This is a genomic window from Exiguobacterium sp. UBA3491 (assembly GCF_002377745.1).
GTDB lineage: Bacteria > Bacillota > Bacilli > Exiguobacteriales > Exiguobacteriaceae > Exiguobacterium_A.
Genome location: NZ_DFQK01000032.1, coordinates 347,770 through 369,467, shown reverse-complemented (window position 1 = coordinate 369,467; position 21,698 = coordinate 347,770). Strand labels below are relative to the sequence as shown.

Below are 21,698 nucleotides of genomic sequence, written 5' to 3'. Positions count from 1 at the left end.
TCCACTGAGCCGTTTTTTTATCAGGAGGGATGACGTATGGCGACGACGAAACGAAAAACCGTACGAAAAAAAACGCCGCCACGGAAACGACCGGCAGCGAAGAAACAACGTCAGCCGATTGCGTATCGTACATATGCGACCATCATCGCAATCGTTTCACTACTTGCCTTCGTTCTCGCATTTGGGGAATTCGGGAAAGTCGGACTGACGCTAGCTGATGGAGGAGAACGATTAATCGGTCAGTTCGGTTCCTTATTATACGGCGGGATAGGTGCCGTGCTACTCTTGCTACTATCGAACGCGTCGCGTGCTCAGAAATGGGCATGGTCGATGCTACTAATGGGTTCAGTCGTCTGGATTGATCTATTGCTCGGAGCACCGCGTGGCATTCTCAATGGATGGCTCTATCAAAACGCAGCTTATTATATTTCGAGCGCGGGTGCCTTCTTGATTGGTCTGTTCTTCATCGGAACGGCCGTTCATATCCTACGCCCATCGTTTTATGGTGAGCTGTGGCTTGGGCTCCGGGAACGTGCAGAAGAGTTTCGCAATCGTGAACGGACACCACGTCCTCGTGTCGAAAAAGAGTTGAAAGCGAAACCGGTTCGTGAGAAAAAACCGAAGACGTTGCGACCAGCAACTGTCGAGGAACCGATCGAAACGGAACAGGAAGCAGAGGATCCTTCGGTCAACATTCAAGACGTTCCAATTATCGGCTTTACGGATCACGTTGAACCGCAAGCAGCGGAGACACAAGGACCACTGACGATGACGGAGACACCGGACGGATATCAATTGCCGTCGCTTGATTTATTAGCAGAGCCGACGTCCAAAGACTTATCGGGTGAGAATAAGCGACTAAAGGATAATGCGACGAAATTGATTGCGACCTTAAAATCGTTCGGGATCGGAGCGAAAGTATTGAAGATTCATCTCGGACCAAGTGTCACGAAGTATGAGATTGAACCGAAACAAGGTATCAAGCTTAGTCGAATCACAGGACTCGCCGATGATTTAGCGCTTGCGTTAGCGGCGAAAGATATTCGCATCGAAGCACCAATTCCTGGTAAAGCGGCTGTCGGAATCGAGGTGCCAAACCGTGAAGTCGCCATGGTATCACTTCGAGAAGTGTTAGGAGCGGAGAGCGTTCAATCCGACAATGATCGTTTGCTCGTCGCACTCGGACGAAGCATTTCTGGTGAGACGGTGACAGCAAAGCTGAATAAGATGCCACACGTCTTAGTTGCCGGTTCGACCGGTTCCGGTAAATCGGTCTGCATTAACGGGATGATCGTCTCAATTTTGATGCGAGCTCGACCGGATGAAGTCCGCCTGATGATGATTGACCCGAAAATGGTCGAATTAAACGTCTACAACGGTATTCCTCATCTTTTGGCACCGGTCGTCACCGATCCGAAAAAGGCGGCGCAGGCGTTAAAACAGGTCGTCTCGGAAATGGAACGTCGTTATGAGATTTTCAGTCAAAACGGAGCGCGCAACATCGAAGGCTACAATGCACTAATCGATAAGATGAACGCAGAGGAAAAAGTGCATCAACGATTACCGTATATTGTCGTCATCGTTGATGAGTTAGCCGACTTGATGATGGTCGCGTCAAACGAAGTTGAAGATGCAATCATGCGACTTGCACAAATGGCGCGAGCAGCTGGGATTCACATGGTTATCGCGACCCAGCGACCAAGTGTTGATATCATCACTGGTGTCATCAAAGCGAATATTCCGTCACGTATCGCCTTCAGTGTGTCGAGTGCGACGGATTCACGGACGATCCTTGATACGGGAGGCGCTGATAAATTGCTTGGACGAGGGGATATGTTGTTGCTCGGTAACGGCATGAACAAACCCGTCCGTGTACAAGGTGCGTTCTTATCAGACGAAGAAGTCGAGAAGGTTGTCAATCATGTCATCAGTCAACAAAAAGCGCAGTATGTTGAAGCGATGATTCCAAAAGATGTACCTGAAGGTGAAACAGAGGTCGATGACTCACTCTATGATGAGGTCGTCCAGTTCATTCTGACCCAAGAGACGGCATCGACGTCGATGATTCAACGAAAGTATCGTATCGGCTACAACCGAGCTGCCCGGTTGATTGATGCTCTAGAAGAAAATGGTCTGATTGGTCCTTCTGAAGGATCAAAACCACGCCGCGTCATGGGACGTTAATCAAGAATCACGGTATCCACCGTGATTCTTTTTTATTAAAATAATGGATATATATGGATGCGCGTATAATGTGCTCAAAAAAATGACACAGGAGTCGTATATGAGATAAGAAAATTAGAAATGAAAGGAAGGAAAAAAGACAAAAATAAAATAAAATCGCTTTCATGAAAATAGTTGTCAGACGTCTGTTGATTTTCAATATTTTTTTTGGCATACTCAGACATATGAGTGACCGACCTTCAACATGAGGGCTGGGAGCGACTTTTTCACAAATAGATAATGAAAGCGCTCTCATAAATGCAGAGGAGATGGATGATATGAAGAAAAAACAGGTAATCGTATCGATGATGTCAGTAGCAACAGTTGGACTTGCAGCCTGCGGTGGTTCGGGTGAGAAAGCTGACCAAAAAGATCAGTTCTCTGTCGCTATGGTAGCGGATAAAGGTGGAATCGATGATAAATCGTTCAACCAATCAGCTTGGGAAGGTCTGCAAGCGTACGGTAAAGATAACAAACTCAAGCAAAATGAAGGGTTCTCTTATTTACAGTCTAAATCACAACAAGATTATCAACCGAACTTGTCACGTCTTGCACGTGGTGGAGAAGATCTCGTTTTCGGTATCGGGAATACATTCAATGAAGATGTTAAAACCGTAGCAGATCAATTCAAGGATACACGATTTGCAATCGTTGATAATGTCGTTGAAGGGAAAAACGTCACATCGATCACATTTAAGGAAAATGAAGGGGCGTATCTTGCAGGGATCGTTGCTGCTATGGAGACGAAAAAAGATCACATCGGTTTCGTCGGTGGCATGAAAATGGACGTCATCGAGCGGTTCCGAGCTGGTTTCGAAGCTGGAGCGAAATCCGTCAATCCGAAAATTAAAATCGATGTTCAGTACGCAGAGGACTTCGCAGCACCTGAAAAAGGTCAAGCCATCGCAGCCGGCATGTACGGTAAAGGAGCGGATATCATCTTCCCAGCAGCAGGCGGTACAGGAAATGGTGTCTTCACAGAAGCGAAGAACCGTAAGAAAAATGGAGAAGATGTATCTGTCATCGGTGTCGACCGTGATCAAAAAGAAGAAGGTATGCCGGAAGACGTGACGTTAACATCGGTCATCAAACGTGTCGACCGCGCAGTTGAAGATACAGCTAACGCAGCGAAAGATGGAAAACTCGAAGGTGGTAAAACGGTTCGTTATGGTCTGAAAGAAGACGGCGTTGATATCGTCCCATCTGAAAAAATCTCGAAAAAGACGATGACTGCGCTTGAGAAAGCAAAAGCGGCTGTCGTTTCAGGGAAAATCGAAGTACCTGAGCAATAAGCGTTGAAAAGATAAAGGGCATTCTTAGGTAGAATGCCCTATTTTCTTCCATTATTGATTACGTTATGAAAAGGGTTACAAAAGCGCCAGAAGTCAGACTTCTAACCTGTTACAAAATGATTGCAGAATTGTGTTAAGCATCATATACTTATCTTGGCTGGAGTTCTCATACGTCAGAAGTCTGAGCACTGGTTACAACTAGATAGAGGATGGAGATGCGTCATGTCGATTAAACTAGATCATCGTTTGCTTTATTTACGTGTGATTGAAAAAATCAAGTCAGACATCGATGACGGCGTTTACAAGGAAGGCGAGAAGCTCCCTTCAGAGTTTGAACTTTCAAAGCAACTTGGCGTCAGTCGAGCTACTCTTCGAGAGGCATTACGAATTCTTGAAGATGAGAACATTGTCATCCGTAAACACGGTGTCGGTACGTTTATCAATGCAAGACCACCGTTTACTTCTGGTATCGAGGAGTTATACAGCGTGACAGAGATGATCGCGCGCGCAGGCATGATTCCGACCTCAGAAGTACTATCATCCGAGATGGTCCAACCGACTGAGCGCGACCGAGAACGCTTTCAACTTGGTCCGGATGAATTGGTATATCGAATCGAACGAATCCGACTCGCAGGAGATGTTCCTGTCGTCTATTGTATCGATAAGATTCCAAGCCATTATATTAAAAATGAAGAGCAGTTCACCTCTTCGACATCATTGTTTGATGCTTTAGAAAAAGAACTCGGACGACGTGTCACACATGCTGTGACGCATATCGAGCCGCGTATTGATCCGAAAATCGCTGAACAATTACATACGGACCAACCTCTGCTCGCTTTGCGTCAGACGCATTATGATGAGCTCGACCGTTCCGTTCTTTTTTCAGCGAACTATTTCCGAGCAGATAAGTTCGATTTCCACGTCATCCGTAAACGTGTGTGAGCCATGGTTTTAGGATGAATACTGAAAGCGCTTCCCGTCAAAACCTACGTAACGCTCCTCATCGCCAGCCTCAGGTGCTAGACGTAGTCTTGAACTTTGTATGACCATATTCGAAAGGGGATTTTTCCAGATGAAAAAGAAGTCACTTCTCGCATTAGCAGCAACAGGTTTAGCAATGAGTTCCGTCCTTGCAGCATGTGGTGGCAACGACGATTCGAAAGATTCAGGTAACGGCAGCAAATCAGAAGGCTTTAAAGTAGGTATGGTTACAGATACAGGTGGCGTGGATGATAAATCATTCAACCAATCTGCTTGGGAAGGTATCCAAAAGTTCGGGAAAGACAATGACTTAAAAGAAGGTACTGGCTATAAATATCTCCAATCTGCAAAACAATCAGACTATCAACCGAACCTTCAGCAATTAGCACGTGCAAAATACGACTTAATTCTCGGGATTGGTTTCTTGATGGCTGAAGATATCGGTAAAGTAGCGGATCAGTTCAAAAAGAACAACTTCGCACTCGTTGACCAAGTCGTTGATAAACCAAACGTCGCTTCAATCGTCTTCAAAGAAAACGAAGGTTCGTTCCTCGTTGGTGTCGTTGCAGGTCTAACGACTAAAACGGATAAAGTTGGATTTGTCGGTGGTGTCAACTCGGACTTGATCAAAAAGTTCGAAAGCGGATTTAAAGCAGGTGTTAAAGCGGCTAACCCGAAAGCGGAAATCGAAATTCAATACGCAGAAGATTTCAACGCTGCAGAAAAAGGACAAGCAATCGCTTCAGGTATGTACGGTAAAAAAGTCGACGTCATCTATCACGCAGCTGGTGGTACTGGACAAGGGGTATTCACAGAAGCGAAAAACCGTAAAAAGAACGGTGAAGATGTTTGGGTTATCGGTGTAGACCGTGACCAAGTCGAAGAAGGTATGCCAGAGAACGTCACATTGACATCAATGGTCAAACGTGTGGATACAGCAGTAGAGCAAGTCGCGAAAGACACGAAGGACGGCAAATTCCCAGCAGGTAAAGTCGTTGAGTTTGGTCTAAAAGACGGCGGTGTCGATATCGCTCCTTCAAAAGACAACGTCTCAAAAGAAGCACTCGACAAAGTCGAAGAGTACAAAAAACAAATCATCGATGGTGACATTAAAGTTCCATCGACTGACGACGAGTATAAAGAGTACGAAGCGTCACTTAAATAATAATGAAAGCGGGGGTCGCTAGCATTGCGACTCCCCTTTTAAACTAAACATGGGAGTGGATTTTCTTGGAATACGTCATTGAGATGCTGAACATCAGAAAAGAGTTTGGCAATTTCGTCGCAAATGATAATATCACGCTCCAGCTTCGGAAAGGTGAGATTCACGCTTTACTTGGTGAAAACGGTGCCGGAAAATCGACGCTGATGAACGTCTTATTTGGTTTGTATCAGCCTGAGGCTGGAGAAATTCGTGTACGTGGTGAAAAAGTCAATATTACGAGTCCGAACGTCGCGAATGATCTTGGAATCGGCATGGTGCACCAACACTTCATGCTCGTTCAAAATTTCACTGTTACTGAAAACATCATTTTAGGTGCAGAGCCACGTACAGGGATTAAGATTGATCGTGCATCGGCGCGTGAAAAGGTACGCCAGATTTCTGAACAGTATGGTCTTGCTGTTGATCCTGATGCAAAAATCGAGGATATTTCAGTCGGAATGCAACAACGTGTTGAAATTTTGAAGACGTTGTACCGTGGGGCAGACATCTTGATCTTTGATGAACCATCTGCTGTTTTGACACCGCAAGAGATCAAAGAATTGATTCAAATCATGAATCGCTTGATTGCGGAAGGAAAGTCGATTATCCTCATTACGCATAAACTGAAAGAAATCATGGAAGTAGCTGATCGCTGTACGACGATTCGCCGTGGTAAATATATCGGCACGGTCGATATTGATGAGACGATGACACAGTCGCGTCTTGCTGAAATGATGGTAGGTCGTGAAGTCAACTTTAATGCGGAGTATTCCAAGGCAACTCCACAAGAACTCGTTCTCGATATCAAGAATCTAGTCGTCAAGGACGGTCGTGGCATCAAAGCAGTCGATGGATTGAATCTCGACATTCGTGCCGGAGAAATCGTTGGAATTGCAGGAATCGACGGAAACGGACAAACGGAATTGATTGAAGCCATTACAGGTCTTCGTAAAGCAGACAGTGGCGAAATCTTCCTCAACAACAAATCGATTAAAAACCTGAAGCCACGGAAAGTAACGGAATCAGGTGTCGGTCACATCCCGCAAGACCGACATAAACATGGACTTGTCCTTGATTATTCGATTGGACATAACATGGTCTTACAAACCTACTACAAACAACCGTACTCAAAAGCAGGCATCATGAACTATAAACAAGTCATGGAAAAAGCCAAAACGCTCATCGAGAAGTTCGACGTCCGAACTCCAAGTCCAGAGACGTTCGCTCGTGCCTTGTCTGGTGGTAACCAACAGAAGGCGATCATCGCGCGTGAAGTCGATCGGTCACCAGATTTGCTGATTGCGGCTCAGCCGACTCGTGGTCTTGATGTTGGGGCAATCGAGTTCATTCATGAACAATTGGTTCTTGAGCGCGAAAAAGGTCGTGCTGTCTTGTTGATTTCATTCGAACTCGAAGAAATTCTACAAGTCTCTGACCGGATTGCCGTGTTATATGAAGGAAAAACAGTGGCCTTCTTGGATCCGAAAGAAACGAACGAAATTGAGCTTGGCTTCCTGATGGCCGGCGGTAAGAAAGAGGAGGTAGGTCATTCATGAAGTTAGAGCGTTTTTACGGCATCCTCATTCCGATTCTTTCCATCGTGCTTGGGATGGTCGTCGGGGCAATCGTCATGCTCATTGGTGGGTATGATCCGATTGCTGGGTTTGATCAATTATTCTATGGTATTTTTGGCGAACCGTACAGCATCGGCGAAACATTGCGTGCGGCGGCTCCATTGATCTTCGCGGGTCTTGCTGTCGCGTTTGCTTTTCGGACAGGACTTTTTAACATCGGTGTCGAAGGTCAAGTGCTCGTCGGCTGGATGGTTGCAGTCTGGATTGGAATCAAGTTTGATTTGCCGACAGTTGTTCATTTACCACTCGCTTTGATTGGAGCAGGTTTAGCAGGTGCGCTTTGGGCATCGATTCCTGGTATCTTAAAAGCGAAATTCCACGTACATGAAGTCATCACGTCGATCATGATGAACTATATCGCGTTATACGTCACGAACGATATTTTACGTCACGTCATCGGCATTACGAATGAGCGGACGGAGACAATCAAGGAATCAGCATCACTTGCGTCACCGTTCTTACAAGAGATCACGGATTTCTCACGTCTTCATAACGGAATTTTCATCGCAATCATCGCTGCACTCGTCTTCTGGTTTATTCTTTGGAAAACAACACTCGGTTATGAACTTCGAGCTGTTGGATTCAATAAGAATGCTGCTGAATATGCAGGGATGGGCGTTAACCGCAATATCATCTTATCGTTCGTCATCTCAGGTGTGTTCGCTGGTCTTGCTGGGGCGATGGAAGGTCTTGGGACGTTCCAAAACATGACGCTGAATGCGTCCTTCACTGGTGTTGGATTCGACGGGATCGCGGTTGCCTTGTTAGGTGCGAATAATCCGATCGGCGTCGTGCTCGCTGCATTACTATTTGCAGGACTCAATATCGGTGGTCTGTCGATGCAACAGATTGGTATTCCACCGGAACTGATCAAAATTATCATTGCGTTCATCATCATCTTCGTGGCTTCTGGATACGCGATTCGTCTCGTCATCGAGAAGTTCGCAGTTAAGAAAGAATCTAAAAAAGCGAAAGGAGCCGGTCACTAATGGGCTTTCTTGAAGTACTTTATATCATCGTGCCAATCGCACTTGCCTATTCGGCTCCGTTGATCATTGCAGCACTTGGCGGCATTTTCAGTGAGCGTTCTGGCGTCGTTAACATCGCGTTAGAAGGTTTAATGGTCATGGGTGCCTTCACGGGTGTCGTCACGGCATTGACGCTATCAAAAATGGGCTTGGGTGCTGCGAGTCCTTGGCTTGCGATGCTCATTGCGATTGTCGTCGGAGCAGTTTTCTCGCTCTTCCTTGCGATTCCGGCAATCCTTTTCCGGGCTGATCAAACGGTTCTTGGAGTTGCGATCAACTTGCTTGCAGTCGGTCTTGCCATCTTCCTCGTCCGGGCGCTTTACGGAAAAGGACAAACGGATTCGATTCCAAACCGAATCTCAAAAGAGAACGTGCCATTCTTGTCCGATATTCCTGTGCTGAAGATGTTCTTCGCGAACGTCTACTACACATCGTATATCGCGATCATCCTTGCCTTCGTCGCGTGGTACATCATTTTCAAGACGCCATTTGGTCTTCGTTTACGTTCTGTCGGGGAACATCCGATGGCGGCAGATACAATGGGAATCAACGTCACGAAGATGCGTTTCATCGGTGTCATGATCTCTGGTGGTTTCGGTGGTCTTGCTGGTGCTGTTTATGCGACATCGATCTCACTGAACTTCAGTGTCACGACGATCCTCGGTCAAGGGTTCCTCGCGATTGCGGCGATGATCTTCGGAAAATGGAATCCACTCGGGGCTATGGGTGCTGCACTATTCTTCGGATTCGCTCAAGCGATTTCAATCATCGGTCAGCAATTGCCGTTACTCGATCAAATTCCGCAAGTGTATCTATTGATTGCACCGTATCTCTTGACGATCCTAGCACTCGCTGGTGTCGTTGGTCGGGCGGATGCACCAAAAGCTGTTGGTGTACCATATATCAAAGGAAAACGCTAAATTTTTTACCACTTAGAAACCGGATGTTGCCAAATGGCGACATCCGGTTTTTTTAATGATTGATAGATATATCGCGTGAATAAAAGACCAACAAAAAAAGATGTTTCGCAAGGAAACATCTTTTTTTATTCACTTATTCGAATTTTAACGCATCGCCTTCGAACGATTCATCTGCTACTTTGATTGAATCCGTCGGGCATCCTTCAAATGCATCAATCATATCGTCGAATAATGCTTCTGGAATTTCGGCAGTACCATTGTTATCATCAAGAATGACATATGCCAAACCCTCATCATCATAATCATAGATATCTGGTGCCGCTGCTCCACAAGCACCACAAGCGATGCAAGTATCTTTGTCGACAATCGTAAATTTAGCCATTGAACGGTCTCCTCTCTATACGAAAACATTATTGAAACACGCTGTTCTCATCTATATGTCATTGTATCGGACTCATCGTTGCATTTCAATGACGAAGCGTAAGTGATAACAGAAAATGTATATATCATCACATGCCCGCAAACAGTATGTCTAAAACGTAACGAAAAGAAAATGGATGAGGTATCATCTTCAAATCGATAAACACTATATATCAGAAAGGAGCGTGGCAGATGGAAATTTCATTACTAGAGCGCATTTTTCTAGAATCGATTCAGCGTCTTCGAGACGAACGCTCGGACCGGAGTCTTTATCATGTTTTTCAAGGGAAGAAGTCAGCAACTTCTCTGCAAGATGCTCATTTTTATGATTTAGAGTCGACGTTCGGTACCGTATTAGTCAGTAAACAGCGATTCGAGTCGGTTTTAACGGAACTCGCTCAGAAAAAGTGGATCGAACGGCAAGAGACACTTCGACTGACGAGCGAAGGCGCTCGACTAGTAGGACAAACGGATGGAGTAATCATTGATCAACTTGGTGGTGAACTTCGGGGATATGCCGAAATGATGTGGAAACGGCTCAGTCTTCTCGTTCAAACGGTAATTTGTCTAGAAGCGCAACAACCATTCATTCCCGTGCAACAAGAGACGATCGTTCGGGAGTGGGTCAAGAGTGTTCTTCCGACCATCTCGAATCGAGCAGATTGGTTAGCGCAGATGTATCAAGAATTGACGCTCCTCCTTGAGCGCTTACCGGAACGAGATGCGACATTGATCAGTCATCGATTATCAGGTGTGCAAACGGGGTGGTCATATCCTCAATTGGCACGAATGATGAAGGTAGATGTCGAGACGGTCCAGTTCGAATTTATCATAGCTTGGCGAAGATGCATCAATGACTTAAAAAGTACACCGCTCATTCAACAAATCGGAGCCGGTCTCCATACTCCGAAGATGACGCAATCTGCTCAAACGACTTGGGAATTATTGCAACAAGGACTCACTGTTGAAGATGTTGCGGTCAGAAGACGTCTAAAAAATAGCACGATGGAAGACCATCTTGTTGAAATTGCAATGTATGCACCCACTTTTCCGTTAGATCATTTCGTTGATACGGCTCAACAAGAAGAAATTCGACATATCGCACAACAACTCAAAACTTATGCGCTCAAGCGAATCAAAAGCGCGATGCAATCAGACGTATCCTATTTTCAAATTCGATTGGTCTTAGCTCGTAGTAAATGGGAGGGAAGTTAATGGAAGCGTTATTGCATCGACATTTCGGTTATGAAGCGTTTCGACCTGGACAACGCCAAATCATCGAGTCCATCCTGAATGGAACAGATACGTTAGCAATTTTACCGACAGGTGGAGGAAAGTCTGTTTGTTATCAGTTTCCTTCGTATGTAAAAGGAGAGGGACTGACATTGATTTTGTCTCCGCTGCTCTCTTTGATTGAGGATCAAGTCATGCAAATCAAACGTCGGGGAGAACGTTCTGTCGCAAAATTAACATCTGTTGAGACGCGAGAAGAAAAAGAGCAAATCTTATCCGTACTCGAACATCTACGGTATCTCTACTTATCACCGGAACAACTTGCGTTACCACAAATACGGGCTCGTCTGAAACAGGTCGACATCGCGCTATTCGTCGTCGATGAAGCCCACTGTATCTCGCAGTGGGGACACGAGTTTCGACCTGAGTATGCAAGACTTGGGCAAATTCGCCGGGAACTAGGTTTTCCGCAGTGCCTCGCCTTAACCGCAACAGCGACTCAAGCTGTCGAACGAGATATCCGAATACAATTGCAGATGCGAGAACCGCATGTCATCCGTCGTTCCGTCAATCGACCGGAAATCCAATACATCGTGGATCGCGTCGATCGAGAAGAAAAAGACGCAGCACTCGACCGTTGGATGACACGTATCGTTCGTCCATGTGTCATCTATACGACAACGCGTAAAGAAGCGGAACGGATTGCAGGAATCATTGAAGGGGCAACCTACTATCATGCCGGATTAACGATGGAAGACCGTCAGCTTGTTCAACAACAGTTTCTTCATGATGAAATGGACTGTCTCGTTTGTACGAGCGCATTTGGAATGGGTGTTGATAAAGGAAACGTTCGTACAGTTATCCATCATACGATGCCGGCGACACTTGAAGCTTATATGCAGGAAATCGGACGTGCCGGTCGGGACGGAAAAGAGGCGACGGCGATCTTGCTTTATGCTCCTCAGGATGAACAATTACAAACCTTTCTGATTGAGACACAATATGCGCCTGTCCTTTGGATTGATCAGTTACAACAAGGGGTGAGAAGAGGTGAGTCCTACACGAAAATCGAGACTCGTCTACACCTCAATCCGGAAGATCCAGCATATCGGTTACTGAAATCACAACTTGAGAATGGCTGGTCGAAGGAACGTATCATGCAATGGCAGGTGGAACGAAAACAGCTCAAAGGACGAGAAGTCAGCCAGATGATGGACTATATTCACCGGAATGAATGTCGCCGTAAGATGTTATTGCATCATTTTGATGAACCGGCAATCGTTCAGCCACGTTGTTGTGATATATGCGGTACGATCGAATGGCAGGATCCCGTGAAGAGTAAGGTGCTTCAACCGGTAAATTGGAAAAAGCGTTTAGAACAAGTCTTTTTTTCATCACTAGATTCGGTGTAAACTAGAAAATATCCTTATTTTTTTCAAGAAAAGGTGATGAACATTGAGTAAACAAGATCAACGGCGGTTACATCAGAACGAAGAGGAGCAACTCTTACCACCACGTTCCTCGCGAATCGAACACGTTCGAAATGAACGACTGAAGCAACCATTTCGAAAAAATCCGCTAGCAATCACGCTAACGGTACTCATGATCACGATCATCATCGCCTTCGTCTCCATCGGTTTCATGATGTAAAGGCACATTGTGAACGGAGATTTTTTTCCTTTCAGCGTATACTAAAAAGGAAGGGGAAGGAGGCACGATGCATGGATCGTGGGAAATACAATATCAAAGCAGTCGCTGCGTTGGTGGGACTCAACCCGACGACCATTCGTGCTTGGGAGCGGAGATATCAAGTGCTTGATCCGGATCGAAGTGAATCCGGGCATCGCATTTATAGTGATAGTGACGTTGCGAAATTGCGTTGGATCGTCGATAAACAAAAAGAAGGATTGTCGGTTTCAAAGGCAATTCAATTATATGAGATGCCTGTCAATCGAGCTGAAGTGCCCCATGATTACGGAGTCGAACTACGAGATCAGTTATTCCGTGCATTGACGAACTTCGAAGAACGACACGCGCATGACATCATGAATAAAGCGTTCTCGATGTTTAGTTTCGATAAAGTCATTCAAGATATCGTTGGTCCACTCTTACATGAAATCGGACTGAAATGGGAGTCAGGAGAGATTACAATTGCGCATGAACATTTTGCAACAGCTTTCTTAAGAGCCCGTCTTTCGACGTTATCACTACAGATGCCAATCAATCCGTTCTTGCCGCGAATCGTTTGTGTCTGTGCACCAGAAGAAGAACATGAGCTCGGACTACTCTTCTTCACACTCTACTTGCGGCAATCGGGTTTTGATGTGATTTTCCTCGGTTCTGGTATTCCGGTGCCGGACTTAGTAGCCGTGACACATCAATTGCAACCGAAAGCTGTCATCTTATCGTGCACGTTATCCGATCATTTACCATTGCTTGATGAAGCATTAGACTGTTTGATGGCTGATTTTCCGAATCTTGAAATTGGACTTGGAGGATACGCGGTCGATCAGCTTCCGGAACGATACGGACCACACTTACTTGGTGCGGACGATCAATCGTGGAAAAGTTGGTTAAGTCGACTCACTCCGGTATCTGGTGTATAGTATGGTTCATAGCGAACGGAGACACCTATGTTTCCGGTCTTGACTGGAGGAGTCTATATGAGGTTTGAACAAATGAAACAAGGACACCTTCGTGTCTTCATTACAAAGCAAGAGTTATCACTTCACGATGTCCGACCAGAAACGTTGGCCATTGGGAAGGGACAAGCTCTATTGCGCAATTTGTTAGAGGAAGCTGAATCGAATTTTGGTTTTCAGGCAGCAGGAACACTCGAATTTTTCGTCACATTCTTTCCTAATGACGGCATGCTCGTTGATGTGCGTCGTGAAGGTGATTTACCGGAAGAGATGAATGACGAATTTGATCAAGTCGAAATTCGCATGACGGTCGACATCGTCCATCATGTCTTGTATGCCTTGAATTCGCTCGAAGATGTCATTCAAGCGAGCCATGGGTTATTACGACATATGTCGTACACGGAGACAGGCGGTAGTCTTTATTTCTTCGAAGGCAACTATTATCTCTACTTCCAGGAACGAATGAATGACGCGCTCGAGCGTACGGTGACGACGATTTTGTCAGAATACGGGGAACCGAGCCCGAAAAGTCCGCTCGTCATGTCAGAGTACGGAAAAACGATTCAATCGAAACAAGCCATTGCCACGATTGCGGAACAATTCCACATTTAGAACATCGGGTGCGACATTCCCTCGTCAGGTAATGTCGCACCTTTTTATCTTCTACCAGAAGTGGCACCATTTTGTATTTTTTCGTGGTCAGAAGGATGGTATGATAATCATTGAACGTAAGAAGAAGGAGTGAAGTAGGATGAAAGTGGCAGTGTTATATGGTGGGACTTCAGGTGAACGGGAGGTTTCATTAAACAGTGGAAAATCAATCATGGAAGCGTTAAACAGTAAAGGACATGAAGTCACGGCTGTTGATTTCCATCCTGATCGAGCACATGAACTCTTCCAGCTGGATGTAGATGTGGCTGTCATCGCTCTTCATGGGAAAATTGGTGAAGATGGACGCGTGCAGGCGTTACTTGAACTTGCGAATATTCCATACACAGGTTCAGGTGTGTTAGCGTCAGCACTTGCGATGGATAAGGCACGTTCAAAAGTTCACTTTGATAAAGCGGGTATCACGATTGCACGTGATGTATTATTAGAACGTGAAGATGATGTCGAGGCGAAAATCGCAGAATGGAATGGTCAATTCCCTTGTGTCGTTAAACCAGCACAAGAAGGTTCATCGAATGGATTGACAATCGCACAAGACGAGACGATGTTACGTGAGGGGATTGCAAAAGCGTTCGAAGCCGATGATGCGGTTCTCGTCGAACAATTCATTAAAGGACGCGAAGTGACGGTTCCAGTCGTTGGTCATAAAGGTGCAGAAAAAGCATTACCGGTCATCGAGATCATTCCGAAGAATGCTTTTTATGATTACGAATCGAAATATGCAATCGGAGGTTCAGAGCATATCTGCCCTGCCGAACTAGATGAGACGACGACAGCAACACTTCAGGAGTGGGCCGTCAAAGCACATCAAGTACTGGGTTGTGCTGGGTATTCCCGGTCAGATTTCCTTGTTCCTGAGTCCGGAAATCCAGTTATTTTAGAGACGAATACATTGCCAGGTATGACGTCAACAAGTTTATTCCCGGACGGAGCACGAGCAGTTGGTATCGAATATCCGGAATTGGTCGAGTATTTCATGGAATTAGCGATTGAACGCCACGCCCAAATCAAGTAATCCAATCATTGATATCCTAGGAAAAGAAGTGAGAAAGCGCTTACAAATATGGGCGTAACCCCTTTCATTACGTTCGAGAAAAGAGTATACTTTATCCGAACAAGGAAACGGCATAGGGGATGCCACTTATGGGGAGGAACGTTGGAATGATCACTGACCAACAACATGCGAATCATCGCAAGAACGTACTGGAAGCAACACAGGAAATCGTCAAGGAAGCACTAGGGAAGTTAGGGTATCCAGACGAAATGTATGAATTACTTAAAGAACCACTCCGGATGTTGACAGTCCGGATTCCGGTGCGAATGGATGATGGTTCGACGAAAATCTTCACAGGATATCGTGCGCAACATAACGATGCTGTTGGACCGACAAAAGGGGGAATTCGTTTCCACCCAAACGTGACGGAAATCGAAGTCAAAGCATTATCCGTCTGGATGAGTCTGAAGGCAGGTATCGTTGATTTACCATATGGCGGCGGGAAAGGCGGGATCATTTGTGATCCACGTGAGATGAGCTTCCGCGAAATCGAACGTCTCAGCCGTGGATATGTCCGTGCCATCAGTCAAATCGTTGGACCGACAAAGGATATTCCAGCACCTGACGTCTTCACGAACTCACAAATCATGGCTTGGATGATGGATGAGTACAGCCGGATCGATGAATTTAACTCTCCTGGTTTCATCACAGGAAAACCGCTCGTTCTTGGTGGCTCACATGGTCGTGAAACAGCAACGGCGAAAGGTGTCGCAATCATGATCCGAGAAGCGGCAGCAAAAAAAGGCATTACACTTGAAGGAGCACGCGTCGTCGTTCAAGGGTTCGGGAACGCAGGTAGCTTCTTGTCGAAGTTCATGTATGACTTAGGTGCAAAAGTCATCGCCATCAGTGATGCTTACGGTGCACTTCATGATCCGAACGGACTCGACATCCCATATCTACTGGACCGTCGCGACTCATTCGGAACGGTTACGACATTGTTCAAAAATACGATCTCGAATAAAGAATTGCTTGAACTCGAATGTGATATTCTTGTTCCTGCGGCAATCGAGAATCAAATTACAGAAGACAATGCACATGATATCCGCGCAGCGATCGTCGTAGAAGCAGCAAACGGTCCAACGACGAACGAAGCGACGAAAATTCTTGCAGAACGTGACATTTTGATCGTTCCGGATGTTCTTGCTTCGAGTGGTGGCGTAACGGTTTCTTACTTCGAATGGGTACAGAATAATCAGGGGTATTACTGGACGGAAGAGGAAGTCCACGAGAAACTCGAAAAGGTCCTCGTGAACTCATTCAACCAAGTCTATCAGACAGCACAGACGCGAAATGTCGATATGCGTCTCGCCGCTTATATGGTAGGTGTGCGGAAAATGGCAGAAGCATCCCGTTTCCGTGGTTGGGTCTAATTAAACGTTAAAAATACGTACCACCCGTTCCTCTAGATGAGGAGCGGGTGTTTTCCTATTGCAATTTCTTTCGTCTCTTGATGAGATTTGCTAAGATATAAAAAAAGCAACCGGAAGAGGAGATATTCGAATGTTAGATTGTATCGTAATCGGTGCAGGACCATGTGGTTTATCGGCAGCGATCGAAATGCAAGATCGAGGACTAGACGTCGAAGTACTCGAAAAAGGAAATATCGTTGAAGCGATCTATCGTTATCCGACGCATCAAACGTTCTTTTCAAGTAGTGAAAAATTAGAAATCGGTGGCGTGCCGTTCATCAATAAGGAATTAAAACCACGTCGTCTCGATGCACTCGTCTATTATCGAGAAGTCGTCAAACGAAAGCGGTTGACGATTCGTCCATTTGAGACGGTCGAGCACATTGAACGTCAAGCGGATCGCTTCATCATCCATTCAGAACGCTCTGGAGTGAAGAAACAGCGAGAAGCACGATCTGTTGTGCTTGCGACAGGTTATTATGGGTTACCGAACCGAATGGACGTCCCAGGAGAAACGTTACCCCACGTATCGCACTATTTTACGGAAGGGCATCCATACTTTGATCAGGATGTCGTCGTCATCGGTGGGAAGAATTCAAGTGTTGATGCAGCAATCGAGCTTGAAAAAGCAGGAGCACGCGTAACCGTACTTTATCGTGGACCCGAGTATAGTCCGTCGATCAAACCTTGGGTCTTGCCGAACTTCGAATCACTCGTTCGTTCGGAAAAGGTCAAGATGGTGTTTGACGCGATGATCGAGGAAATCACGGACCAAGAAGTCGTTTACCGAGTGGAGGGAGACAAGCGGACTGTCCGAGCAGATTTCGTATTTGCGATGACGGGTTATACACCAGACGTCGGCTTGTTCGCTGATGCTGGTATCGCGATCGATCGCAAGACAGGTGTTCCGAGTCATGATGAAGAGACGATGGAGTCGAATGTTCCTGGAATTTATATTGCCGGCGTCGTTGCAGCAGGATACGATGCCAATAAGATATTCATTGAAAACGGACGTTTTCATGGCGCGAACATCGCGAATCATCTCGTCGAACGATTACGTGGTCTATCAATTCACGTCTAAAAAAACCTCTTGATTCGGACTGATGAGTTCCGAGTCAAGAGGTTTTTTCATTTATTCGACCCGGAATGACTCTTCGAGTTCTGATTGGGTCGCATTGATTTCGAGTTCAATCATTAATTTAAGTCGTGCTTTTTGTGAGTTCAGTCCATTTGAGAAAATGACACCGATCTCTTTTAACTGTTGACCGCCACCTGTATATCCATAAACATCTTGCACGATTCCATTGAAGCATCGACTAACGATGACGATCGGCATGACTGCGATCAATTCGGCAATGGCATCGACGATACTCGGTGGGACGTTTCCTTGACCGAGAACTTCAAGTACGAGTCCATCGTAACCGAGTTGTTTCACGGCTAGTAATAAATCTGGTTCCATTCCGGCATATACTTTCAAAACAGCAACACGTTTAGAGAGCGAGGTTACCATATGTATTTGCTTCAGAAGTGGCGTGTTGAATAGGTAAACGTGATCTTTCGTCACCATTCCAAGATTTCCGAAGTGAACCGATTTAAACGTATCGACGGATGACGTATGCGTTTTCGTGACGTTGAATGCCGAATGAATCTCACCATTAAAGACGACAAGAACACCTTTTTCACGCGCTGCTTCACTGACGGCGACACGGAGTGCCGTGATCAAATTAAACTCGCCATCTGATCCGACTTCGTTCGATGAACGCATGGCTCCAGTCAAAACAATCGGAACAGGTGCACCAATTGTCAAATGTAAGAAATAAGCGGTCTCTTCAAGTGTATCCGTCCCATGGGTGATGACGACTCCATCGTAGTGTTCCTTAGCAAGTTCACTGTCGATGAAGTGTGCCAAACGTAGCATGATGTCGGGCGTCATATGTGGAGAAGGTAAATTTGAAAAATGACGCGTTGTGATGTTTGCGATATCCGTCGCTCGAGGTAGTGAAGCATCCAGTGGATTGATGTCATTCGGTAAGACGTGACCGGAGTGATCTTGCGCCATCGCAATCGTTCCACCCGTATGAATTAATAATAATGATTTCATACTAAATGGTCTGTGTCAAAAGACAAAAGACCTTCACCTACTTTCTATAGCATATTCAATTAGTTCTTCCATATTGTAACCTTTTTCCCTCCCGAAACAACGAGGACGTTTTCTTTTTTCCAAGAAACCTTTATTCTTATGGAGAGGAAGAAAGGGGGAGAGGAAGCGTGATTCAAATCGTTTTCTCCGGAGTTGCCCCAGGCATCGCACTCCTAACTTATTTTTATCTACGTCACGAACATGAATCAGAGCCCGTTGGATATATCCTTCGAAGCTTCATTTTTGGAATTTTACTCGTTTTTCCCTTGATGTTCATCGACTACATCGTTCAAACGGAGTTTGGTGGGCGTGAAGAGGTGCAATTGGTTCGAACAGCAGTCACAGAAGAGTTTGCAAAATGGTTCGTCGTCTTTTATACCGTGTATATCCATCAACGGTTTAATGATTATTATGATGGGATCATCTATGCCGTAGCGTGCTCGCTTGGATTTGCTACCCTTGAGAACATCTTATATCTGATGGTGAATGGAACGGTCGAACACATGCTATTCCGAGCTTTACTACCGGTATCCGGTCATGCTTTGTTTGCTGTCATCATGGGTTTCTTCATGGGAATGGCGAAATTCTCGCCTCACCCGTATCGGTGGTTGTCCTTATCGATAACGATTCCGGTATTTGCACATATCTTATTTAATTTGTTAATATTGGAAAATGGTGGTATATCTGTTTTGCCAATCGTCTTCATGATCATTTTATGGACGATCGGATTATTTCAAGTACGAGGTGCCAACCGTTTGAATCGTCGATTCAAACGAAAAAAACAACATTCAGATGGCATCGAATAGAAAGTAGGAGCGAAGTAGGATGATGGAAATCGGGGATTTAGTAATGCTTTCGAATAGTGAAGATCGACAAGGACGGTCAAAAGTAACAGCCGTAACGAATCGATTGATTTGGATCGAGGCACCAAGTGAGGTCGCGACATTGAAAACGTTCATCTTGTCAGACCACGAAGAAGTTTCGTTTTACTTCTTTAAAGAAAAAGGTAAATTATTTGGATTTGATACGGTCGTCGTGGAACGACAAAATGATCCACTTCGTGGTCAGCGGTACGCCTTAAAGCGACCAAGTGATGATCAAATCGAGCGCATCCAACGACGTCAATTCGTTCGAGTACCACAAATGCTTGATGTCGCCGTTCATCCGCATAAAACGCAATTTGATCCGTTTACGACGGTGACGCTTGACTTATCGGCTGGTGGCATGATGATTTTGTCGGATCAGTTACCGATTCAAAAAGAGGAAGAGGTGGAGATGACATTCATTCTACCTACTGGTGACGGCATTTCGAGTACGTTAGATGTTATTGCTGAGCTCGTCCGTATCGATCGACGGGAAGAACGGTATGAACTCGCATTCCAATTTACAATGATTCCTGACAGAAGTCGTGAGCTAGTATTGCGTCACTGTTATCAAATGCAAATGAAAAGTTCAAGAAGGGGCATGAATCCATTCACCTGACCGCATTTTTTTGCTATGATAACGTTCGGAAGAATGAATCCCCATCAAATATGGGGAAGATGGAAGGATTGGATGGATGATGAAGAAGATTCAAATTGCATTAGATGGACCAGCAGGTGCTGGGAAAAGTACGATCGCAAAACAACTGGCGGCACGCCTTGACTATGTATATATCGATACAGGGGCGATGTATCGTGCCGTTACGCTCGCAGCACTCGAACAATCGCTTGATCTGAACAACGGAGAAGTGCTTGGCGAATTGATGAAATCGCTTGATATTCGTTTAACACCAGGCGAAAACGGGCAACGTGTCTTTATTGGTGATCGCGAAGTGACGGATGCGATCCGTTCCATCGAAATCACGAATAATGTATCGTTCGTCGCTCGTCAAAAAGAAGTTCGAGCAGCACTCGTCACGGCGCAACGAAAATTAGCAGATCAGGGTGGCATCGTCATGGACGGTCGTGACATCGGTACAGTCGTATTACCTGATGCTGAATTAAAAGTTTTCTTGACGGCAACTGTGGAAGAGCGTGCAGCTAGAAGGCACCGGGAGAACATCGCGCGTGGGATCGATAGCGATATCACAGTTCTTCAAGAAGAAATCGCGCTGCGGGACAAACGGGACAGTGAACGTGAAGTCTCTCCTCTACGCCAAGCAGACGACGCATTATATCTAGATACGACAGAGATGACGATTGATCAAGTCGTTGATCGCCTGATGGAACTAGCGGAAGGTGTTCTAAAATGAAACGTCAAGATACCGTTTATCGGATTGCGCGGTTTGTCGTCTGGGTCATAGCCAAAACAGTCTTCCGATTGAAGGTGACGGGGCAAGAGAATATTCCGAAAGACGGTTCCTTACTCATCTGTGCCAACCACAGTTCAAATTGGGATCCCGTCTTCCTCGTCAGTGCGATTCCACCGAAACGTTCGGTTCGTTATATGGCGAAGGAGGAGTTGTTTAAAGTCCCTGCCTTAAAGCAGCTGATGATTGCGGCAGGAACCTATCCTGTCGGTCGTGGTCAAGGGGACCGTCAAGCCTTGAAACGGACGATCGAGCTGTTAAATACGGATGAGACTGTTGGCATTTTCCCAGAAGGAACGCGTTCTGCTCCAGGAGAATTCACATCAGCACAACCCGGTGTAGGGTTCTTCGCCTTACGATCGAATGCTCAGATTTTACCGATTGCCATCATTGGATCGTATCGCCCTTTCAAACGAATGCGCGTCGCGATCGGAAAACCGGTCGATATTTCGGATTTACGTGATCAACGTGGTGCTGCGAAAGCGATTTCTGATCGAATCATGGACGAAATCAAATCCGTCTACTTCAATCACGCTTAATACCTTGACAAATAGTC

General features: G+C 45.6%; 21 protein-coding genes. 19 read left to right on the top strand and 2 right to left on the bottom strand.

Features of this window, described 5'->3' with window-relative positions:
- The first annotated feature begins 36 nt into the window (after nt 1–36).
- The 7 genes from B4F99_RS14355 to B4F99_RS14325 all read left to right on the top strand — a co-directional run bounded on the left by B4F99_RS14355 (nt 37) and on the right by B4F99_RS14325 (nt 9,282).
- A complete protein-coding gene (locus B4F99_RS14355; protein WP_290759171.1) occupies nt 37–2,184 on the top strand; it encodes a DNA translocase FtsK in 2,148 nt (715 codons plus the stop codon).
- Nucleotides 2,185–2,501: 317 nt separating this feature from the next.
- Nucleotides 2,502–3,515 (top strand): BMP family lipoprotein, encoded by a 1,014-nt coding sequence (locus B4F99_RS14350; RefSeq protein WP_290759169.1) that lies wholly within the window; start codon nt 2,502–2,504, stop codon nt 3,513–3,515.
- A 222-nt stretch (nt 3,516–3,737) separates the two neighbouring features.
- A complete protein-coding gene (locus tag B4F99_RS14345; RefSeq protein ID WP_035407101.1) occupies nt 3,738–4,457 on the top strand; it encodes a GntR family transcriptional regulator in 720 nt (239 codons plus the stop codon).
- A gap of 130 nt (nt 4,458–4,587) precedes the next feature.
- Complete coding sequence (locus tag B4F99_RS14340) at nt 4,588–5,661, top strand: BMP family lipoprotein (protein WP_214854462.1); 1,074 nt, start codon at nt 4,588–4,590, stop codon at nt 5,659–5,661.
- Nucleotides 5,662–5,726: 65 nt separating this feature from the next.
- Entirely contained in the window at nt 5,727–7,256 is a 1,530-nt protein-coding gene (locus B4F99_RS14335) for an ABC transporter ATP-binding protein (RefSeq protein ID WP_035407107.1), read from the top strand.
- The gene (locus tag B4F99_RS14330; protein WP_290759166.1) at nt 7,253–8,323 is read left to right on the top strand and encodes an ABC transporter permease; all 1,071 of its coding nucleotides are present in this window, start codon (nt 7,253–7,255) and stop codon (nt 8,321–8,323) included. The genes B4F99_RS14335 and B4F99_RS14330 overlap by 4 nt, the downstream gene beginning before the upstream one ends.
- Nucleotides 8,323–9,282 carry an ABC transporter permease gene (locus B4F99_RS14325; protein ID WP_035407114.1) on the top strand — a complete coding sequence of 320 codons (960 nt, stop codon included), beginning with the start codon at nt 8,323–8,325 and terminating at the stop codon, nt 9,280–9,282. Before B4F99_RS14330 ends, B4F99_RS14325 begins: the two co-directional genes overlap by 1 nt.
- 133 nt (nt 9,283–9,415) lie before the next feature.
- Here the strand turns inward: B4F99_RS14325 and B4F99_RS14320 are convergent, their stop codons facing one another.
- On the bottom strand, nt 9,416–9,664 hold the full coding sequence (locus tag B4F99_RS14320) for a ferredoxin (RefSeq protein WP_029342027.1): 249 nt from the start codon (nt 9,662–9,664) through the stop codon (nt 9,416–9,418).
- Between the two features lie 230 nt (nt 9,665–9,894).
- Here B4F99_RS14320 and B4F99_RS14315 point away from each other — a divergent pair, with 230 nt between their 5' ends.
- From B4F99_RS14315 to B4F99_RS14280, 8 genes are all read left to right on the top strand, one after another.
- Nucleotides 9,895–10,917: a helix-turn-helix domain-containing protein gene (locus B4F99_RS14315; protein ID WP_214854459.1), complete on the top strand. Its 1,023-nt coding sequence runs from the start codon at nt 9,895–9,897 to the stop codon at nt 10,915–10,917.
- Nucleotides 10,917–12,347: a RecQ family ATP-dependent DNA helicase gene (locus B4F99_RS14310; RefSeq protein WP_290759161.1), complete on the top strand. Its 1,431-nt coding sequence runs from the start codon at nt 10,917–10,919 to the stop codon at nt 12,345–12,347. Before B4F99_RS14315 ends, B4F99_RS14310 begins: the two co-directional genes overlap by 1 nt.
- Nucleotides 12,348–12,390: 43 nt before the next feature.
- On the top strand, nt 12,391–12,585 hold the full coding sequence (locus B4F99_RS14305) for a hypothetical protein (RefSeq protein WP_035407120.1): 195 nt from the start codon (nt 12,391–12,393) through the stop codon (nt 12,583–12,585).
- A 71-nt stretch (nt 12,586–12,656) separates the two neighbouring features.
- On the top strand, nt 12,657–13,541 hold the full coding sequence (locus B4F99_RS14300) for a MerR family transcriptional regulator (protein ID WP_035407123.1): 885 nt from the start codon (nt 12,657–12,659) through the stop codon (nt 13,539–13,541).
- Nucleotides 13,542–13,598: 57 nt separating this feature from the next.
- The gene (locus B4F99_RS14295) at nt 13,599–14,189 is read left to right on the top strand and encodes an adaptor protein MecA (RefSeq protein ID WP_214854455.1); all 591 of its coding nucleotides are present in this window, start codon (nt 13,599–13,601) and stop codon (nt 14,187–14,189) included.
- Between the two features lie 139 nt (nt 14,190–14,328).
- Nucleotides 14,329–15,261 carry a D-alanine--D-alanine ligase gene (locus tag B4F99_RS14290; RefSeq protein WP_214854453.1) on the top strand — a complete coding sequence of 311 codons (933 nt, stop codon included), beginning with the start codon at nt 14,329–14,331 and terminating at the stop codon, nt 15,259–15,261.
- Between the two features lie 146 nt (nt 15,262–15,407).
- Nucleotides 15,408–16,673, top strand: a complete 1,266-nt coding sequence (locus B4F99_RS14285; RefSeq protein WP_214854451.1) for a Glu/Leu/Phe/Val family dehydrogenase — start codon at nt 15,408–15,410, stop codon at nt 16,671–16,673.
- A 130-nt stretch (nt 16,674–16,803) separates the two neighbouring features.
- Nucleotides 16,804–17,793 (top strand): YpdA family putative bacillithiol disulfide reductase, encoded by a 990-nt coding sequence (locus B4F99_RS14280; protein ID WP_290759154.1) that lies wholly within the window; start codon nt 16,804–16,806, stop codon nt 17,791–17,793.
- Nucleotides 17,794–17,844: 51 nt separating this feature from the next.
- Here B4F99_RS14280 and B4F99_RS14275 read toward each other — a convergent pair whose 3' ends face one another.
- A complete protein-coding gene (locus B4F99_RS14275) occupies nt 17,845–18,813 on the bottom strand; it encodes an asparaginase (RefSeq protein WP_290759151.1) in 969 nt (322 codons plus the stop codon).
- A gap of 167 nt (nt 18,814–18,980) precedes the next feature.
- Here B4F99_RS14275 and prsW point away from each other — a divergent pair, with 167 nt between their 5' ends.
- The 4 genes from prsW to B4F99_RS14255 all read left to right on the top strand — a co-directional run bounded on the left by prsW (nt 18,981) and on the right by B4F99_RS14255 (nt 21,681).
- Complete coding sequence (gene prsW / locus B4F99_RS14270) at nt 18,981–19,658, top strand: glutamic-type intramembrane protease PrsW (RefSeq protein ID WP_035407140.1); 678 nt, start codon at nt 18,981–18,983, stop codon at nt 19,656–19,658.
- A gap of 19 nt (nt 19,659–19,677) precedes the next feature.
- Nucleotides 19,678–20,334 (top strand): flagellar brake protein, encoded by a 657-nt coding sequence (locus B4F99_RS14265; RefSeq protein ID WP_035407143.1) that lies wholly within the window; start codon nt 19,678–19,680, stop codon nt 20,332–20,334.
- Nucleotides 20,335–20,410: 76 nt separating this feature from the next.
- Nucleotides 20,411–21,085, top strand: a complete 675-nt coding sequence (gene cmk, locus B4F99_RS14260; RefSeq protein WP_290759148.1) for a (d)CMP kinase — start codon at nt 20,411–20,413, stop codon at nt 21,083–21,085.
- Nucleotides 21,082–21,681: a lysophospholipid acyltransferase family protein gene (locus tag B4F99_RS14255; RefSeq protein WP_035407149.1), complete on the top strand. Its 600-nt coding sequence runs from the start codon at nt 21,082–21,084 to the stop codon at nt 21,679–21,681. Before cmk ends, B4F99_RS14255 begins: the two co-directional genes overlap by 4 nt.
- The last annotated feature ends 17 nt before the right edge of the window (nt 21,682–21,698 follow it).

Bases quoted from the DNA above. Each gene is read 5' to 3' on its own strand.
- B4F99_RS14355 (WP_290759171.1), top strand. From the start codon at position 37: ATGGCGACGACGAAACGAAAAACCGTACGAAAAAAAACGCCGCCACGG.
- B4F99_RS14350 (WP_290759169.1), top strand. From the start codon at position 2,502: ATGAAGAAAAAACAGGTAATCGTATCGATGATGTCAGTAGCAACAGTT.
- B4F99_RS14345 (WP_035407101.1), top strand. From the start codon at position 3,738: ATGTCGATTAAACTAGATCATCGTTTGCTTTATTTACGTGTGATTGAA.
- B4F99_RS14340 (WP_214854462.1), top strand. From the start codon at position 4,588: ATGAAAAAGAAGTCACTTCTCGCATTAGCAGCAACAGGTTTAGCAATG.
- B4F99_RS14330 (WP_290759166.1), top strand. From the start codon at position 7,253: ATGAAGTTAGAGCGTTTTTACGGCATCCTCATTCCGATTCTTTCCATC.
- B4F99_RS14325 (WP_035407114.1), top strand. From the start codon at position 8,323: ATGGGCTTTCTTGAAGTACTTTATATCATCGTGCCAATCGCACTTGCC.
- B4F99_RS14320 (WP_029342027.1), bottom strand. From the start codon at position 9,664: ATGGCTAAATTTACGATTGTCGACAAAGATACTTGCATCGCTTGTGGT.
- B4F99_RS14315 (WP_214854459.1), top strand. From the start codon at position 9,895: ATGGAAATTTCATTACTAGAGCGCATTTTTCTAGAATCGATTCAGCGT.
- B4F99_RS14310 (WP_290759161.1), top strand. From the start codon at position 10,917: ATGGAAGCGTTATTGCATCGACATTTCGGTTATGAAGCGTTTCGACCT.
- B4F99_RS14300 (WP_035407123.1), top strand. From the start codon at position 12,657: ATGGATCGTGGGAAATACAATATCAAAGCAGTCGCTGCGTTGGTGGGA.
- B4F99_RS14295 (WP_214854455.1), top strand. From the start codon at position 13,599: ATGAGGTTTGAACAAATGAAACAAGGACACCTTCGTGTCTTCATTACA.
- B4F99_RS14290 (WP_214854453.1), top strand. From the start codon at position 14,329: ATGAAAGTGGCAGTGTTATATGGTGGGACTTCAGGTGAACGGGAGGTT.
- B4F99_RS14285 (WP_214854451.1), top strand. From the start codon at position 15,408: ATGATCACTGACCAACAACATGCGAATCATCGCAAGAACGTACTGGAA.
- B4F99_RS14280 (WP_290759154.1), top strand. From the start codon at position 16,804: ATGTTAGATTGTATCGTAATCGGTGCAGGACCATGTGGTTTATCGGCA.
- B4F99_RS14275 (WP_290759151.1), bottom strand. From the start codon at position 18,813: ATGAAATCATTATTATTAATTCATACGGGTGGAACGATTGCGATGGCG.
- B4F99_RS14265 (WP_035407143.1), top strand. From the start codon at position 19,678: ATGATGGAAATCGGGGATTTAGTAATGCTTTCGAATAGTGAAGATCGA.
- cmk (WP_290759148.1), top strand. From the start codon at position 20,411: ATGATGAAGAAGATTCAAATTGCATTAGATGGACCAGCAGGTGCTGGG.
- B4F99_RS14255 (WP_035407149.1), top strand. From the start codon at position 21,082: ATGAAACGTCAAGATACCGTTTATCGGATTGCGCGGTTTGTCGTCTGG.